The 16,328-nt window shown below is 37.3% G+C and carries 16 protein-coding genes; 13 read left to right on the forward strand and 3 right to left on the reverse strand.

Annotated features, from left to right (window positions below; genetic code table 11):
* Positions 1-285: 285 nt before the first annotated feature.
* A complete protein-coding gene (locus BMY85_RS06520) occupies positions 286-1,305 on the reverse strand; it encodes a S66 family peptidase (protein ID WP_092477459.1) in 1,020 nt (339 codons plus the stop codon).
* Positions 1,306-1,370: 65 nt separating this feature from the next.
* Here BMY85_RS06520 and BMY85_RS06525 point away from each other — a divergent pair, with 65 nt between their 5' ends.
* Both BMY85_RS06525 and BMY85_RS06530 read left to right on the forward strand, forming a co-directional pair.
* Positions 1,371-2,465 carry an RICIN domain-containing protein gene (locus BMY85_RS06525; protein WP_242939685.1) on the forward strand — a complete coding sequence of 365 codons (1,095 nt, stop codon included), beginning with the start codon at positions 1,371-1,373 and terminating at the stop codon, positions 2,463-2,465.
* A 72-nt stretch (positions 2,466-2,537) separates the two neighbouring features.
* Positions 2,538-3,338, forward strand: coding sequence for an SDR family oxidoreductase (locus tag BMY85_RS06530; protein WP_092477461.1), 801 nt, complete (start codon positions 2,538-2,540; stop codon positions 3,336-3,338).
* A 74-nt stretch (positions 3,339-3,412) separates the two neighbouring features.
* On the opposite strand, the gene BMY85_RS06535 is transcribed toward BMY85_RS06530, so the two are convergent.
* Together BMY85_RS06535 and BMY85_RS06540 are read right to left on the reverse strand one after the other, a co-directional pair.
* The gene (locus BMY85_RS06535; protein ID WP_092477462.1) at positions 3,413-5,614 is read right to left on the reverse strand and encodes a cellulase family glycosylhydrolase; all 2,202 of its coding nucleotides are present in this window, start codon (positions 5,612-5,614) and stop codon (positions 3,413-3,415) included.
* 314 nt (positions 5,615-5,928) lie between these two features.
* The gene (locus BMY85_RS06540) at positions 5,929-6,264 is read right to left on the reverse strand and encodes a winged helix-turn-helix transcriptional regulator (RefSeq protein WP_092477463.1); all 336 of its coding nucleotides are present in this window, start codon (positions 6,262-6,264) and stop codon (positions 5,929-5,931) included.
* A gap of 161 nt (positions 6,265-6,425) precedes the next feature.
* Between BMY85_RS06540 and BMY85_RS06545 the strand changes: the two genes are divergently transcribed.
* The 11 genes from BMY85_RS06545 (at position 6,426) to tnpB (ending at position 16,311) form a co-directional block, all read left to right on the forward strand.
* Positions 6,426-6,638 (forward strand): 4Fe-4S binding protein, encoded by a 213-nt coding sequence (locus tag BMY85_RS06545; protein WP_092477464.1) that lies wholly within the window; start codon positions 6,426-6,428, stop codon positions 6,636-6,638.
* Positions 6,625-7,224 carry a 4Fe-4S binding protein gene (locus BMY85_RS06550; RefSeq protein ID WP_092477465.1) on the forward strand — a complete coding sequence of 200 codons (600 nt, stop codon included), beginning with the start codon at positions 6,625-6,627 and terminating at the stop codon, positions 7,222-7,224. Before BMY85_RS06545 ends, BMY85_RS06550 begins: the two co-directional genes overlap by 14 nt.
* A gap of 2 nt (positions 7,225-7,226) precedes the next feature.
* Positions 7,227-8,918, forward strand: coding sequence for an FAD-dependent oxidoreductase (locus BMY85_RS06555; protein WP_092477466.1), 1,692 nt, complete (start codon positions 7,227-7,229; stop codon positions 8,916-8,918).
* A gap of 411 nt (positions 8,919-9,329) precedes the next feature.
* On the forward strand, positions 9,330-11,102 hold the full coding sequence (locus BMY85_RS06560; protein ID WP_092477467.1) for a methyl-accepting chemotaxis protein: 1,773 nt from the start codon (positions 9,330-9,332) through the stop codon (positions 11,100-11,102).
* 51 nt (positions 11,103-11,153) lie between these two features.
* Complete coding sequence (locus BMY85_RS06565) at positions 11,154-11,981, forward strand: hypothetical protein (RefSeq protein WP_092477468.1); 828 nt, start codon at positions 11,154-11,156, stop codon at positions 11,979-11,981.
* A gap of 81 nt (positions 11,982-12,062) precedes the next feature.
* Positions 12,063-12,335, forward strand: coding sequence for a hypothetical protein (locus tag BMY85_RS06570; RefSeq protein ID WP_092477469.1), 273 nt, complete (start codon positions 12,063-12,065; stop codon positions 12,333-12,335).
* Between the two features lie 689 nt (positions 12,336-13,024).
* Positions 13,025-13,474, forward strand: coding sequence for a cytidine deaminase family protein (locus BMY85_RS06580; protein ID WP_330387227.1), 450 nt, complete (start codon positions 13,025-13,027; stop codon positions 13,472-13,474).
* Positions 13,475-13,510: 36 nt separating this feature from the next.
* Positions 13,511-14,194, forward strand: a complete 684-nt coding sequence (locus tag BMY85_RS06585; RefSeq protein WP_092477471.1) for a CatA-like O-acetyltransferase, family 3 — start codon at positions 13,511-13,513, stop codon at positions 14,192-14,194.
* 22 nt (positions 14,195-14,216) lie between these two features.
* Complete coding sequence (locus tag BMY85_RS06590; protein ID WP_092477472.1) at positions 14,217-14,837, forward strand: GNAT family N-acetyltransferase; 621 nt, start codon at positions 14,217-14,219, stop codon at positions 14,835-14,837.
* Positions 14,838-15,800: 963 nt separating this feature from the next.
* Positions 15,801-15,944, forward strand: a complete 144-nt coding sequence (gene tnpA / locus BMY85_RS15555) for an IS66 family insertion sequence element accessory protein TnpA (protein ID WP_177180670.1) — start codon at positions 15,801-15,803, stop codon at positions 15,942-15,944.
* A gap of 169 nt (positions 15,945-16,113) precedes the next feature.
* The gene (tnpB, locus tag BMY85_RS06595) at positions 16,114-16,311 is read left to right on the forward strand and encodes an IS66 family insertion sequence element accessory protein TnpB (protein WP_092477473.1); all 198 of its coding nucleotides are present in this window, start codon (positions 16,114-16,116) and stop codon (positions 16,309-16,311) included.
* Positions 16,312-16,328 lie beyond the last annotated feature (17 nt).

Genomic DNA, 16,328 nt, shown 5'->3' on the forward strand with positions numbered 1-16,328 from the left:
TTCCTGAAGGCTTTTATTCGTTTGTATCTTGTATTTATTTGATTTCAATGACATTGCCCAACAATTAGATTATATGGTTTGCTTGCAAAAAGATAACCGTTGCACATGTGCTATTTCTCTTTTTTTATGCATGATTCATAACCGGAAAGAAAAGTACCCTTGCAAAAAATGCCTGGGTACTTTTCTTCATTTCTTAAACCATACCAGATAGTATGCCAAAAGAAGCTGCATTTTATAGAATTCGATGCAAAGGATTTTTCAGATTACCAGAAGGATAACATACTCCTATAGTTCGTAGGAAACTGTAAGGTCGTTGCCTTTCGCAGTTATCTTAGCTTTTGCGCCGCTGACAATAGGAAGGCATGGTGAAAGATGACCTAAATCTGCATCCATAATTACAGGCACATTGAATTCGTGGATGTGGAAGAGCATGGCTTCATACTGATCCAGACCAAACATCTCCTGTCCAAAAAACAGTGGCCTTCCAATCAAGAAACCTTTTACATAGTTGAACCAGCCAGCATTCTTCATTTGCCACATAGCACGACGCATAGACATGACATTTAGCTCGCAGGATTCTAAGAACCAGATAAATCCGTCTTCTTTGTACTGTTCCAGAAATACTGGAACATTGTCGAACTGAGTGCCAAGAAGATTGACTAGACAATCCATACAGCCTCCTATAAGCCTTCCTTCCATCTGGATGTCTCCATCAGGATAGTGTTTAAGTATTTTAGGTTCTGTTGTATTATAGGCTGCTAAAGGGTTCGTTTCGTCTTTTAAGGATTCCTTTTCCCATGTATCATAGCCTTTGAATACCTTCTTTTGTCCTGTTAATAAGGCAAATGCATCTTCAATTGAACTGTGCCAAGGTTCCATGCCGAATGTTGCTGCACAAGGACCGTATATAGAAGCCGTATCACATAATGTATTCAGCAGGAAGGTAAAGTTGGTATTATCAGAATATCCCATATACCATTTAGCTGGTGCAGCTTTGATTTTTTCATAATCTGTGTAGTTTAGGGTTTCACACATCAATTCTCCACCGCCACAGGAAATCAGGACATCATTTTTGTGGGAACAGTAATACTCCGTAAGTTCCTGGCCACATTTTTCTGGGGTGCTGCTGATGCCAACGCCAGAACCTTCGTAGCAGTTTGGCCCTAAATCAAGGTGATAGCCCATTTGGGTGAATTTCTTCTGGGCATTTACAAATGCGGATTTATATGGCTCGGTATTACAGCCAAAAGATGGTGCTACAAAACCGATTGTTCCGTTTTTCTCTAAAAACTTTGGATATCTCATACTGGTACCTCTCTTACATAAGTTCTATTTGCAATATATAGGTATTTTAACATATAATGAAACCTATGGCTTGTATTTTTTGCGTTATTTCTATTGAAATGAAAGTGAAAGAAAAGAAACAAAAAAAATATCGTCATGTTAAGAATTATACCAATATAGCCGGGACAGCCTCTTACATAAAAGGTAAATCACACAATGAACTGCTAAAAGTAGTAATTCCTTATATTGAATCTCATTACTCTGTTATTGCAGATGCCGATCACAGGGGAATCTATGGCTATTCTATGGGTGGAGGAGTTGCATTTGCTGAAGGGATCGGCAATCTTGATGTATTCCATCATGTATGCCCAACCTCTGCATTACCAATAAATCACCCATCAGATCGTGATATGTTCCCATACGGTGGTGCAGAAGCAAAACAGAAATTAAAAACACTTATGTTATCTTGTGGAACAGCAGACTGGTGTGGTTTCTATCCATCTAATCTTGGAACACACAATTACTGCGAGGCAAATGGCATTCCACATGCATGGTTATCCGTTGAAGGCGGTAATCATGATGGTGGCGTATGGAGTCCCGCTATGTGGAACTTCTTACAGCTTGCATTCCCAGCAGATGGCGTAAAACCAGAGATATCCAATAACTTGCCAGAATCTACTTTACCAGGAGAAACAAAGACATTACCAGACGGCTGGTATACTCTTAAAAATGTCAATGCCGAAAAATATCTGCAAGTAAAAGACGCAGCAGGCAAATCTGGCCAGAATGTAGAACTTGGAACCAGAAACGGTGCTGATAACCAGAAATGGTACCTGAAAAACCAAGAAAACGGATACATCACGTTTACAAGTGCATTAGGAGAATTCATGTTAGATGTAAACGGTGGTTCTTCTGAAAATGACGCAAATATCCAGATTTATAACGGCCACTCAGGTACCGCACAGCAGTTCCAGGTAACCGTATCAGAAGATAACCAAAGCTATATTATTGCCACAAAATCCAGTGGATGTACAAAAGCAGTGGATGTCTGGAGAGCGTTAAAGAATGATGGAACAAATGTATGTCAGTACGCTTACAACGGCAATGCTAACCAGCAGTGGGTTTTCTTTTCACCATTGGAAGTTTTAAAATTTACATTTGCAAACTTTATGGCACCCTAAATGTTAAACTATATTTAGTAAACGAAAGGATATTAAATATGGGGAAGTACGAAAAAGGGGATGTGATAAAGTATGAAGACAGTTGTTATTACAGGAAGCACAAAGGGACTAGGGTATGCATTAGCGAAACAATTCTTAAAAAATAAGTGCCAGGTTGTCATACATGGCAAGGACCCGGAGAAAGTTAAGGAATGCTGCAGACAGCTAAAAAAAGAGCATCCACATTCTTTTGTCTGTGGGTATGCATGCGACGTCAGAAATACAAAATCCTTAGAGGAACTTTGGAACTATGCCATTGCAATGTTTTGTATGGTAGACATTTGGATCAATAATACTGGGATTAATTTGCCAGACAAGTATCTTTGGGAATTACGTCCAAGAGAAATTGACCAGATTACAGAGATTGATTTAAGAAGTACAATCTATGGTTCCCAAATTGCGGTAAACGGAATGAGAGAGCAAGGAAGTGGGGCAATCTATAATGTAGAAGGTTTAGGATCTAGTAGGATATTTGGCACAAATCTTAGTTTGTGCGGAACTACGACCCAAGCAATCACATGCTTTTCCAATTCCTTAACCAAGGAAATGCGTCAGGAGAAAACCCACATCATTATTGGAAAACTAGACCCAGGCGTTATCCTTTCAGATTTCTTAAATAACAATCTTGGAATAAAAAGCCGCACAGAACCTTCGCAAAAAACCAAAGAAGCTTATAACATTTACGGAGATTATCCTGAGAAAATAGCCAGATATCTTGTTTTTGAAATGCTTACGAATACGAAAAACGGCGTACGAATTAACTGGCTGACTAATGCGAGAGCTATCAGAAAACTGATTTTAAGCAAGTTCCGGAAAAGAGATTTATTTGCATGATTATACATAATAAAAAAGCCAGAAGAATTCAGGAATTTTTAAAACCTGATTTTCTTCTGGCTCTTTATTTTCGATTATTCTATCGTTTTTACTAACGCATTATCATAGTAGATTTCATAGCTTCCAGCTACAAGGTTGCTATAAGCAGACCAGTCGGAGTTGTTCATTCTTGTCTGAAGATTTAAGGTTCCATTTGCTAAATCCATTGTTTTTGCAAAGGTAATATCTACATAACCATCTCCAAATGCAGCTTTTACATTTGAAGAATAATCTACATAGTAAGGAGCTGCAGGCAGGCTGATACCAGCACAATCACAAGAGAACATCTGTTCCGCTTTGTTGGATTTTGTGTAGTTGAAACGGATTCTGACTTTTTCCAAATCCATGCTTTTGCCAGCAGGAGCTTTGATTACGTAGTTCTGACCGATTGTTCCTGCAATATTGGAAGTTACTGTTATATCTGGAACAATGCCATCAGCAGCAGATTTGGAAGGTTCTGGTGTTTTAGAAGGAACAACTGCTTCGGATGGTTCTGGTGTTTCGGAAGGAACAACTGCTTCGGATGGTTCTGGTGTTTTGGAAGGAACAACTGCTTCGGATGGCTCTGGTGTTTCGGAAGGAACAACTGCTTCGGATGGTTCTGGTGTTTTGGAAGGAGCAGCTGTCTTTGAAGGTTCCGGTGTTTCGGAAGGAGTAATATCACCAGCAGGAACTCTTGTTGTATTCTTCATAATAGCATCAAAAATTTCCGGGTAAACGATTTCACCAGTGTGGCGGTTGATGATCCCCATACCGATATGTGCTTGAAGTGTATCATCTTTTTCAAAGTATCCGCCTTCATCCCACCAGAAGATCTTCATGCCTAATTTATCTGTAAGTTGTGCAACGTAAGCAATGTAATCTGCTCTGTCTTCTACGTTCTTTTTAGCAGCAGCAGCAATTTCACCGACGATTACTGGGATGCCTTTTGCTGTAAAGTTTTTATATAAGGAATAGAAGGTTCCGTCAACAATAGATTTTCCACCGCCAGACTGCCATTCTGTTACGGTTGTCTGGTCTTTTTCACTGTATTTTGCACAGTAGAAATATGGCTGGTAGTAGTGGATTTCTACGATTAAGCTGTTTTCAGCAGTATCTGTTGGCACGATGAAATCAGCGATAGCACCAGCATCAGTACAAGCAGCATAGGTATTAACGACTAAACAACGAGTAGCATTGTTACCACCTGTTGCACGAACCGTATCAACGAATAACTGATTGTATTTGTTAATTGCAGTACCAGCATCAGCACCTGGGTAAGACCAGTTGTAGCCATCTAACATTTCGTTGAAACCTTCAAATAAAAGTTTGTTGTCGTATTTGTTAAATCTTGTTGCAATTTGTTTCCAAAGAGCTTCAAATTTTTTGTTTTGAGCTGCAAAGTTCTTTGTTGTAGCCTGTAACCAGCCTTCTGTACCTGTATCATGGTGAACGTTTAAGATACAGTACATACCTTCATCTAAAATCCAGTTTGTAACTTCTTCTACACGATCCATCCAGGCATCGTCAACTTTATATCCATTGTTATCATCAATGAACTGTCTCCAGGTAACTGGCAAACGAATTGCATTGAATCCTTGTTCTTTTACTTGCTGAATTAACTCTTTTGTAATTGTTGGGTTAGCCCAGGCAGTTTCGAAATCGTTAGGAGTACCTTCTTTTGTTTCGTAAACCCAATCACCATAGCTGTCTAAAGAGTTACCTAAGTTCCAGCCAGCTTTCATATCTTTTACGATTGTTCCAGCAAGTCCTTCATAAGGAATTACAGGATTGTCTAAGTCTTCAGCTGGACAGGAGAATACTTCTTTTACTGTAATATCAGATCCATTCGGATATACAAGTGCACGTGTAATTAAAGATGGATCATAATCTAAAGTTTCTTTTAAAGTTTTGTAAGCAAAGTGAGCCACTCCGTTTACAGAATATGTAGCATTAACCTGTGTCCACCAGTTATCAGCTGGATAGGATTGAAGAACAAGAACAGGAGCGTTATTGCTCTCATATTTTACACAGATATCAGATGGAGTTGCAAAAATTGATTTTCCATCAAAAGATTCTAAAGTCAATGCAGCTGACCAGGAAGTCCAGTCGCCAATCTGATTTGCCGAGCCAGTCCAGATTACATTATCAGCAGCAGCTGCTTTTACTGAAATGGCAAGGTTGGAAGCAAATAGAACTAATGTTAATACAAATGTAAGAACAAGAGCATTTGCTTTTTTGAAAGTATTACCCTTCATTTAAATCATCCTCTCTTTTAAAATTTTTCAACTGGGGATAAATGAGATGTAAACGATTACCATTAGATTCATGCACACACGTCTCCCCTAAATACATATGATATCACAAATATACAATAGATCAATTCGCTAAAATGCTAAAAGTATCTGTCTATTTTGCTGATAATAAAATGCTTTATGTAAACTAATTATAGATAATTGATAAACTATTTAAATTTTTTTATATAGAATATCTACAAGATGTTTGCTTAACTAAGAATGCATTTTCAAAATAGCAGGTAAATGTAAACACAATTTTGGAATAGGGGGAAAGCCTATAGATTGCTTTCTCCCCATTTTTTTAATTGGAGTAGTATCGGGATTAAGGATTTTGCTTTTTCAGTAAGAGAATATTCTACTCTTACAGGCATTTCATCATATTGCTGTCTATGAATTAAACCATCAGATTCCAGTTCTTTTAAGGAATTAGCAAGCATGGTGTTCGTAATGCCGAAAACGGAACGTCTCAAATCTCCGTATCGGACAATTTCCTCTTTATCTATAACACACAGAATCATAATTTTCCATTTACCTCCAACAATATTAATTACCTTTTTTAATCCACAGCCTTCACCTGCAATATTTTCGCATAATGGTTCTTTTTTACTCATAATCCGTATCCTTTCACTGGTCAGTTTTTTCTTACCAGATAAATTATTTTTGCGTACTTGATATACTTTTTATACCTTGTATAATATACTCATCAGCTGAAAAAAACAAGAAAAAATGTAAAAAAGTTAAGAAAGGACGCAAAAGCGAAAGGTAGTATAAAATGGCGAAAAGAAAAGCAAAACCAGATAAAAGCATTTGTGTTGCATGTGGAGTATGTTCTTTACAATGTCCCCGTGGTGCAATACAAATATATAAAGGGTGCCACGCTGTAGTAGATCCTATAAAATGCGTTGGCTGCGGGATATGCTACAACGCCTGTCCTGCCAATGCTATTTCCATGATAGAAGGAGGCGTTAAAAATGGCATCGAATAAAAAAACAAAACATTGGTATAATTATTTATGGATCTGGTCCATAATTTATTTTGTATTAGGTTTTTTTAATATTTTATTTGCATGGCTAGGGATGATCGATTTTATTTTGCCACTGATATTTGCAATTGCAGGCGGAAATAAGTGGTTTTGTAATCATATGTGTGGCCGTGGGCAGTTGTTTTGGGTATTGGGAAGAAATTTGAAATGTTCAAGACGAAAACCTGCACCAGAATGGATTGCATCAAAGTGGTTCCGATATGGATTTTTAGTGTTTTTTATGACCATGTTTGGAACAATGGTATTTAATACGTACCTTGTATTTGCAGGAGCAAATACATTAAGGAAGGTCGTAAAGCTATTCTGGACCTTAAAAGTTCCGTGGAAGTGGGCGTATTCAGGAAGTGTTTTTCCAGACTGGGCAGCACAGTTTGGATTTGGGCTTTACAGCTTAATGCTTACCTCCACATTAATCGGACTGATTGTAATGGCATTGTATAAAGAAAGAACCTGGTGTTCTTTTTGCCCGATGGGAACTATGACACAGGGCATTTGTAAAATAAAAAATAGAAAAATAGTGAAGGGTTAAATATGGGAAAAACAGTTATTATTGGCGGGGTCGCAGCTGGAGCAAGCTGTGCGGCTCGTCTTAGAAGATTAAAAGAAACGGAAGATATTATTTTGTTAGAAAAAGGAGATTACATTTCTTATGCCAATTGTGGATTGCCATATCATGTTGGTGGTATTATTGAAAATCGTGGAGATTTGCTCGTTATGAAAAAAGAAATGATGCAGGCACGATATGGCGTAGATGTACGAGTTAATAGCGAAGTTACTTCCATTAACCGGAATGAAAAGCTTGTACACGTGGCAGAAAAAGATGGAAGGGAATATGAGGAATCCTATGATCAATTAGTAATTGCCACAGGATCTTCTCCATTAAAACCAGAAATTCCAGGAATGGATTCAGAACGTGTAAAGACACTTTGGACAGTTCCAGATACCGATGAAATAAAGGCCTTTATCAAAGAGAAAAAGGCGAAGAGTGCCGTAGTAGCAGGTGGTGGTTTTATTGGACTGGAAATGGCAGAAAACCTTCATCATGCAGGATTAAAAGTTACTATTGTGGAGGCTGCAAACCAGGTGATGGCTCCACTCGATTACGAAATGGCACTTTTGTTAAATGAAACGATCCGTGACAACGGAGTGGATTTATTCCTTGGTGATGGTGTAGACAGCTTTGAAGAAAAAACAGATGGAATTCTAGTAAAGCTTTCAAGCGGAAAAGAAATATTCTCTGATATGGTGCTTTTATCTATTGGTGTTCGTCCAAATAGCCAGTTAGCAAAAGACGCAGGTCTTAAATGTAACGAGCGTGGCGGCATCATAGTAGATGATCATATGAAAACAGAGGATCCATCGATTTATGCAGCAGGGGATGTTGCTGAGGTGGTGGATTTTATTTTTAAGGATAAAACTATGGTTCCTCTTGCTGGTCCTGCTAATAAACAGGGGCGAATCGTAGCAGATAATATCGCTGGCCTTTCTACCACTTATAAGGGAACACAGGGTTCTTCCATTGCAAAGGTTTTTGATTTATGTGCTGCAGCCACTGGTGCAAATGAAAAGCTCCTGAATCAAAAGGGTTTTGTAAAGGATAACGATTATAAATCCATTATCATTACACAAAACTCTCATGCAGGATACTATCCTGGCGCAAAGCCGTTGATTATCAAGCTGATTTTCTCTGTGGATGGAAGCAGAATTTATGGTGGACAAATTGTTGGAAAAGAAGGAGTAGATAAGAGAATTGATACACTTGGAACAGCAATTCGATTTGGGGCATCCGTAGAGGAACTAACGAATATGGAACTTGCCTATGCTCCTCCTTTTTCATCTGGCAAGGATCCGATAAATATGGCAGGGTATGTTGCTGAAAATGTTTTAGCAGGTCTTATTGAAGTTTCTCAATGGAATGAAACAGATACCGATAAAGATGCCGTCATCTTAGATGTAAGAGAAAAAGCAGAATTACAGGCCTTTTCTTTTGATAGTATGATAAACATACCTTTGGGGCAATTGAGGGATCGACTGGACGAGCTGGATAAAAATAAAAAATACATTATTTTCTGTGCTATCGCAGTTCGTTCCTATAATGCTGCAAGAATCCTTATGCAGAATGGATTTAAGCATGTTAAGATCTATCCTGCAGGAACAAGATTTTATATTTCTACCCATAGAGATTTTGACAAGGTAAACGAAGAATTTGTTTGCAAGTACTAATGGAAAAGGGCTTTTATGATAAAATAAAATTAGATATATACCCTCTTTGCTGGGAAAAACAGTAAGGAGGGCTATTTTTATGCGGCATCTTGTAATCTGTTAATATCTTTACCTGCAGAAAAATTTTTTTATTATCATAATATATTTGAATTATTGAATTTGATATATAGGTTGTGGTAAACTAAAGTCGTAGCAGTTTTTCTTAACAAAATATAATCTTATAAAGAAAGAGCCAGCAATTGAGGAAGATGCATACATATTACAGACGTGTAAGACTTCATTCATACAAGGATTACAAGACACTATTTAAAGCAAGGTACATAAGTAAGAATATAGGGTGTGGTGTTGCAAAAATGTTTGACCACTACATATGACATTAAATAATGTGATTCAAATTTTTATGGGGAAAGGATGAAAAAATTGAAAAATGCAAAAGTAAAAACCAAATTGCTGTTTTCTGTTGCGATTCTTGTTGGAATCATTATTGCTCTCTTTGTGTCTATGATTTTAATTTCTGATTCTGTTAAGAAAACAATTGTCAGAGCTTTATACGATGAGTTATATGTTTCAAGCAGTAATATTATAAATGCTGATAGGGATTATTATCAGGCATTAACTGCTAGTATGCAATTACAAAATGATAAAAACAATAAAGATGCACAGGACAGCTATATAGAAAATTATAATCAGGCAGTTGATAAAGTCGCAAAGGCAGTTAATAGGGTAAAATCTAATAAAGAATTATATAATGGTTTTACGCTTAAGGAGCTGGCAAAAGAAAATGGCCTTACCGAATCTGAAGATAAGAATAAGTATCTTTCTAATGAATCAACTTTTAAACAATTATATGAAGATTATAATAAAAAAATAAAAAAATGGTATACTGTTTATGATCCTATAAAAAATGCTGGTGAAAAAGGAAAACAAAACGAGCTTTTTGATGATGCCAGAAGCTGTCTTGATCAAATGGAAGATTTCCTTGATTATTATGCTAATTACAAAATAGATAACATAGAGGCTTGGATATCACAGACAATAGCAGTGATTTCGGTGGCAGTTATTGTAATAGCAGTGATTTCCCTGTTTCTGATTTTTATGTTAATCAGAAATATTATAAAAGGCATTCGCATTACCAAAGATAATCTTCTTAAGTTATCTAACAAGAATCTGGATTTTATACCGGAAGTTATTGATAATGAAAGCGAGATTGGCCAGATGTCATCAGCTTTTAAAAAAGTATATGATACGGTTAAAGATCTGGTGAAAATGATTACGGAGGTAGCACAAGAAATTAATAAAGTATCCATTGTATTAAATACATCTTTTGAAGATGTTACAGGTGCAACAGATGAGATATCAACAGCAATTACTGAGATAGCGACTAATATAACAGAACAAGCGGTTCAAACAGGAAGTGCCTATGAACAGACTAAAGTATTAGTGGGAATAGTCGAGTCAAGTAATGAAACTGCTAATTCACTAGCAAAAATAAGCAGTGCCATAGAAGACACAACAAATGAAGGAATGGAAGTTGTTAAAAAACTTCTTACAGATACCAGAAATAATAGCAAGGCCTTTGAAAGTGTATTCGTAGCAATTGAGAATATGAATACAAGTGCATCTGAGATATCTAATGCAAGTGATATGATATCAAGTATTGCAAACCAGACAAATTTACTTGCCTTAAATGCAAGTATTGAGGCAGCAAGAGCAGGAGAAGCAGGAAAAGGATTTGCAGTTGTAGCAGAAGAAATACGCAAACTTGCAGAGGAATCCGCATTAGCAGTTGGAACGATAGAGAAAATGCTGCAAGAACTTAATGAAAATGTAAATAAAGCATCCACACAACAAAAGAATCTTCAGGACGCAGTAAAATTACAAGCAGAAAGTGTAACTAGAACAGGAGAAAAATATGGAAGTATAGTAGAAAAAATATCAGATATAAATAAAGAAATATCTAATTTAAAAACACTTAGTGAAAATATGGATTCAAGCTGTAGTGTAGTTGTAGATGCTGTAAATAAACTTACTGAATCAGCAACAGAAAGTGCATCAAGTTCACAACAGACATCAGCATCAACAGCAAATGTACATAATACAATATCAGAAGTAAATGAAATAACAGCAAATATTAAGAATCTGTCAGATGAACTAATGGATTTAATAGGCGAATTTGTTGTATAAACAAATTCTGTTCTTAGAAAAATACTGATAATAAAGGAGGAGATTGGTATTATGAAAAAAATGAATTTCAATATTTTAAAAATAACAGCTTTTATGTTTGTTTTTGTTTTTAAATTTTCACTTGTAAATCCATCTGAGGCAAAAGCCGCTGATGATAATGCAGCAAGCATCCTCAACGTTGTGAGCATTCCGGCAACATGCAGCCATGAGAAATCAGAATTCCCTGTTTCGTTTATTTCTAAATATTCATGGAATGTTTCCATTAACGTTCCAGAAACAGACGATCCGTATTCAAGTAATGCTACAACAGCTTATGCATCACCATGGAATGGCTCCGGTTTAAGCACTGCACAAACTGCAAAAATTACAGTTCCAAAAAATTATGGAAGAAATCCAAGAAATATTACAGTTACTTTTAAAAGCCAATACGGTATTACAGTTACGAAAACAGTAGTACAACAAGGTGCTCCTAATTCAGTTCCAAATCTATATGGTTTCCGGCCAAGTGATACGGCTGGTTCTCATAATACTTCATATTATACATACCTTGAATCTTATGTAGCAGGCAAACCTTACACGATTACTTCTGTATATTTTGATGCTTCAGAAAATTGGACAATTCCATATACTACAAATGGTCTTGAGGTAAACAGATCCTCTGGCGGAACAGGACACAATGTAATTTATGTTAAATTGCCGGCATATAAAAGTCCAAATGAATATGAGTTTTTCGTTCTTTCTGGTTCACAGGTTGTTCATGTTAAAATGTCGTATTCTCTGGTTGTTCCATCGGACAATCAGTATGTTCCAATATTACCAGGTGGCAAATGGGAAGACTTTTTAAAGAATAAGGAGTATACTCTTCCTGCTCAACCATAATTCTTGGTGCATTCAACTTTGAACTTTTGATGAATGCACTACAATCGGTCGGGCGAAGTGAAATCATAAGGAGACAAAGCGATGAATCATATTGTTGATTTTGCAAATGCGGCTTTGCCGTGGATTGTAATGGGGATATTACTGACGGTCTTTTTCATAAGATCTTCTAAACGCAAATCCGATAAGGAGAAGAATGATTACGGTTCCGAAGGAATAACTTTAGGAATGTGTTTTGGTGTAGCGCTGGGGACGGCACTGCACATTAATGTCGGAATTGGAATGATGGCTGGGATGGTTTTTGGATTGCTTATAGGTTCAAGAATAGAAAAGGACGGAGAGGAAAAAAGTGAATGAGATAAAACCAATCGGCTAATTCTTGGACGATGACTTGTTTGAATATCTGTCCCAGCTTGAAAATGATGAGTTTGAAGGCTATACTGGCATAACTTATGAGAATGGCTGGGATCATTTGAAATGGATATTAGAGGAGAAAGACAATGAATAAAAGAATTTCTAAATTATGGACGATTAGTGCATTATTAATGTTTGTCACAGCGACATTTTAGATTACCAGCAATCATTTTATTTTAGGTGCGATTTTCTTTGCTTCTGGGGCGTGCTTATCATCCTTGGCAGCCATTTACCAGAAAAGAGAGAAAAAGGATGATACACAGGAAGATCAACGATAAAACAGGAGCAATCCTATGAAAGAAACAGAGGTATATCTATTTGGACAGGTGCTCGGAATACACTCGTTTCTTTTGAAGGATGGGTTTCTGAAACCGGATAAGTATTCTGAGATTAAGGAACAATACTTCCTCGGTGCTTTTTTCATCTTGAAGATTTGGGAATGGTTTTGGTTGCATTTGTTTTATCTAATGATGGTACATAAATAAATAAAGGTAATAGAGAAAATGAAAATAATCAATTATTTTGAAAGCGATAGAAAAGATCATTGGCTTAATGAGATAAAGAAGGCTGATTGGGGTGCGGCAGGTTTTTTATATGAACTGCTGATTTATTTAGGTATGCAAAAGACCCAGATGTGGGACCGATTGCTGGCTGGCCTGCACACTGAACATGTGAGCAGCATGACTAAAGATCAGTGGCAGTGGGACAGGCTGTATGAAGCGGCTGTGGCAGTAAAGAATGATCGTAAGATATCTGATTATGTTACTTGTGGTGAGGTTTCCGCAGCCATCCTATCCGGGAACGGCAGGATATATACGGGTGTTTGTATTGATACCTGTTCCACACTGGGGATTTGTGCAGAACGAAATGCTATATTCAATATGATCACCAACGGTGAGCAGGAGATAACAAAGGTCATTGCAATCCTGCCTGACGGTTCCAGCGGTGCACCTTGCGGAGCCTGCCGGGAACTGATGGTTCAGCTGATGCCTGAAAAGTATAAGGATATTGAGATCATGATGGATTACAAGCAGGAACGGATCATGACTCTGGAAAAACTGACACCTGAATGGTGGATTTAAGGGAGAACATAGGTGTTTTCTGAGTGAGGTGAAATTATGAACTATAGAGTTATTGATAAAGAAACATATTACAGGAAGGGTACATTCAGGCATTTTACAGAAGACTGTAAATGCTCGACTTCCATGACGGCAAGGGTTGATGTGACGGAACTTGTTAAGTGCTCGAAGAAGAGTGGCACGAAGTTTTATGTCAATTTCCTGTACATCCTTTCTAATGTGTTGAACTCTCGTGACGATTACAGAATGGGATATCTCTGGCAGACTGAGGAACTGATCTGCTACGATGTGATCAATCCTACACAGTATGTTTTCCATGAGGATACGGAAACGTGCACGCCGGTATATACAAGCTATGATCCTGATTACGCTGCGTTTTACAGGAATGCCGTTTCTGATATTGAGAAGGCAAAACAAATGAGAGAGTACGGACTGGATATGGAAAACCATCCGAACTGGTTTGATGCTTCTTTCATTTCCTGGCTTTCTTACGATTCTCTGAATATTGAATTGCCAGACGGTTTCCTTTATTTTCTGCCAATTATCAACTGGGGCAAGTATCGAGAAGAAAACGGAAGACTTTTGATGCCGGTATCGGTTCGTATGAATCATGCGGTAGCGGACGGATATCTGGTGGCAAATGTATTCCGCATGCTGGAAAAAGAAATGGATGCATTTTGTAGTCTTAAAAAAAGAATATGGAAGAAGATTCAAGATTTATAGTTTACAAGGAGAACAATAAGCAATGAATAATTATACGATTCGTTTGGAGGAAAAGAAGGATTACGGAGCAGTTGAAAATCTAGTTAGGGAAGCATTTTGGAATGTATACCGTCCGGGATGCAGTGAGCACTATGTGATCCATATGCTCAGAGATGATTCGGCATTTGTTCCAGAACTTGATTTTGTTATGGAGCAGGACGGAAAGCTGATCGGACAGAATATGTTCATGAAGACCATTATCGAAGCAGATGATGGAAGAACGATCGATGTGTTGACGATGGGTCCGATCGGAATTATCCCGGATCTGAAGAGGAAAGGATATGGGAAGGCTTTGCTGGACTATTCCCTTAAAAAGGCTACCAAGATGGGATTTGGTGCCGTGCTGTTTGAAGGCAATATTGATTTCTATAGCAAATGCGGATTTTCCTTTGCAAGAGAGTTTGGAATTCGATATCATGATCTGCCCGAGGGAGAAGATGATTCTTTCTTCCTGTGCAAAGAGTTGATTCCAGAGTATCTTGACGGTATTACTGGAGTGTATCAGACGCCGAAGGGGTACTATGTGAAGGAGGAAGATGTGGAGGAGTTTGACAAGGGCTTTCCTACAAAGGAGAAGTTGAAGCTTCCAGGGCAGATTTTCTAAGAGCAAATAATCATTACAAACCTGTGATTGCTACGGCATCTGCAGGTTTGTTCTATATGAGGTTTAAGATACTGGATTTTCTTTGAAAAGATATTTTGAAATAACTACCTTTTTATATGAATCTTGGAATTTCAGTACTGGATTTTATAGATAGTTCCAAGGAAGTATATTTTAATACACATATGACTTCATCAATTATTTGTGAAAAGATTTGTTATAACGACCTAACAAGTATGGGAATCCTACATAGAAATATAAAAGATATGTTCATGAAAGATTCCTTACATTGTGAAATAATTCAAGTGTAGGGTGTCTTTTTTTATAAAGAAATCTGAATTTATATGTGAAAGTTATTCAGTTTTTTCAGTTTCACAAAACAATACGGTATTTTTCCAGATTCACATGTCGGGCGAAGTGAATCTGGAAAAATGTTAGTAGGAGCTATAATATCTGTGGTTACAGTATTATGGCTTATTTTTAATGTTTGGACAATTATCTTTTTTCCACTTTTTATTGCAATGAAGCTGGAAAAAAGCCGTATGAATGAAGTGAAGTTGGAAAATAGCTGTATTTACGGAATAGAAAGGGTTAGGAATGAGTTGTGTAAGTGAATCTGGAAAACTTTATTAAAGATATGGTTATTTGCAGTTCGATAGTGCATGTATTTTGAAAATGCGATCAATTGTACTTAGAGGAAATCAAAATATGCTGCATATGAAATATTTGAGAAAAAGTTGTTGGGATTGCGTATAGAACACAGGCTTTATTTAATTTAGGAGATAGCGAAAGTGAAATGTGAATTAATGGTAAATTGTATCTTCGAGACTAATCAGCTGGGGAGATGTGTATTTTGACACAAATTCAAATATTTGTGTCAAAGAATGGTAAGCGTCAACTCAGATACGCCTACCCAATCCACGCTTCTTCCATTATACTATACCAAAAACTCAGGAGGTAGTTATAATGGACAAACGAAAATATACAACCAAACAAGAACGAGAACAATACATCAAAAACTTTCTTGCCAGCGGAAAGTCCCAGCTTTCCTGGTGTCAGGAAAATAACATCAAGCCCTCAACCTTTGGAAAATGGCTGCATGATTACTAGGCAAACCAGCAGGATATAAAATTTCTCCCCGTCACTCCTATGCTGTCCACAAGCCATTCATCCAATTCCAACGAAATCCTGATCGAAATCGGTGTCTGCAGGCTTCATGTTCCAGAAGCTCTTGGCATCCAGTTCATGCATCAAGCAATCAAGGCGGTGAGTGAATCCAATGTTCCAGTATAGTGATTATAAGATTTATCTTGCCTGTGGCAAAACCGATATGAGAAAAAGCATTAACGGGCTTTGTGATATCGTCCAGAACCAGTTCCAGCTCGATCCACGTGAGAAAGCCATGTTTGCATTCTGCAACCAGAGACGAAACCGCATCAAACTCCTTATCTGGGAGGACAACGGATTCTGGGTATAAATGCTAACATAAATAAG

The sequence above is a fragment of the [Clostridium] polysaccharolyticum genome (assembly GCF_900111595.1).
Lineage (GTDB): Bacteria > Bacillota > Clostridia > Lachnospirales > Lachnospiraceae > Clostridium_AI > Clostridium_AI polysaccharolyticum.

Coding starts and splice junctions, on each gene's coding strand:
- BMY85_RS06520 (WP_092477459.1), bottom strand. CDS start 1,305: ATGAGATATCCAAAGTTTTTAGAGAAAAACGGAACAATCGGTTTTGTA.
- BMY85_RS06525 (WP_242939685.1), top strand. CDS start 1,371: ATGGCTTGTATTTTTTGCGTTATTTCTATTGAAATGAAAGTGAAAGAA.
- BMY85_RS06530 (WP_092477461.1), top strand. CDS start 2,538: ATGAAGACAGTTGTTATTACAGGAAGCACAAAGGGACTAGGGTATGCA.
- BMY85_RS06535 (WP_092477462.1), bottom strand. CDS start 5,614: ATGAAGGGTAATACTTTCAAAAAAGCAAATGCTCTTGTTCTTACATTT.
- BMY85_RS06540 (WP_092477463.1), bottom strand. CDS start 6,264: ATGAGTAAAAAAGAACCATTATGCGAAAATATTGCAGGTGAAGGCTGT.
- BMY85_RS06545 (WP_092477464.1), top strand. CDS start 6,426: ATGGCGAAAAGAAAAGCAAAACCAGATAAAAGCATTTGTGTTGCATGT.
- BMY85_RS06550 (WP_092477465.1), top strand. CDS start 6,625: ATGGCATCGAATAAAAAAACAAAACATTGGTATAATTATTTATGGATC.
- BMY85_RS06555 (WP_092477466.1), top strand. CDS start 7,227: ATGGGAAAAACAGTTATTATTGGCGGGGTCGCAGCTGGAGCAAGCTGT.
- BMY85_RS06560 (WP_092477467.1), top strand. CDS start 9,330: ATGAAAAAATTGAAAAATGCAAAAGTAAAAACCAAATTGCTGTTTTCT.
- BMY85_RS06565 (WP_092477468.1), top strand. CDS start 11,154: ATGAAAAAAATGAATTTCAATATTTTAAAAATAACAGCTTTTATGTTT.
- BMY85_RS06570 (WP_092477469.1), top strand. CDS start 12,063: ATGAATCATATTGTTGATTTTGCAAATGCGGCTTTGCCGTGGATTGTA.
- BMY85_RS06580 (WP_330387227.1), top strand. CDS start 13,025: ATGTGGGACCGATTGCTGGCTGGCCTGCACACTGAACATGTGAGCAGC.
- BMY85_RS06585 (WP_092477471.1), top strand. CDS start 13,511: ATGAACTATAGAGTTATTGATAAAGAAACATATTACAGGAAGGGTACA.
- BMY85_RS06590 (WP_092477472.1), top strand. CDS start 14,217: ATGAATAATTATACGATTCGTTTGGAGGAAAAGAAGGATTACGGAGCA.
- tnpA (WP_177180670.1), top strand. CDS start 15,801: ATGGACAAACGAAAATATACAACCAAACAAGAACGAGAACAATACATC.
- tnpB (WP_092477473.1), top strand. CDS start 16,114: ATGTTCCAGTATAGTGATTATAAGATTTATCTTGCCTGTGGCAAAACC.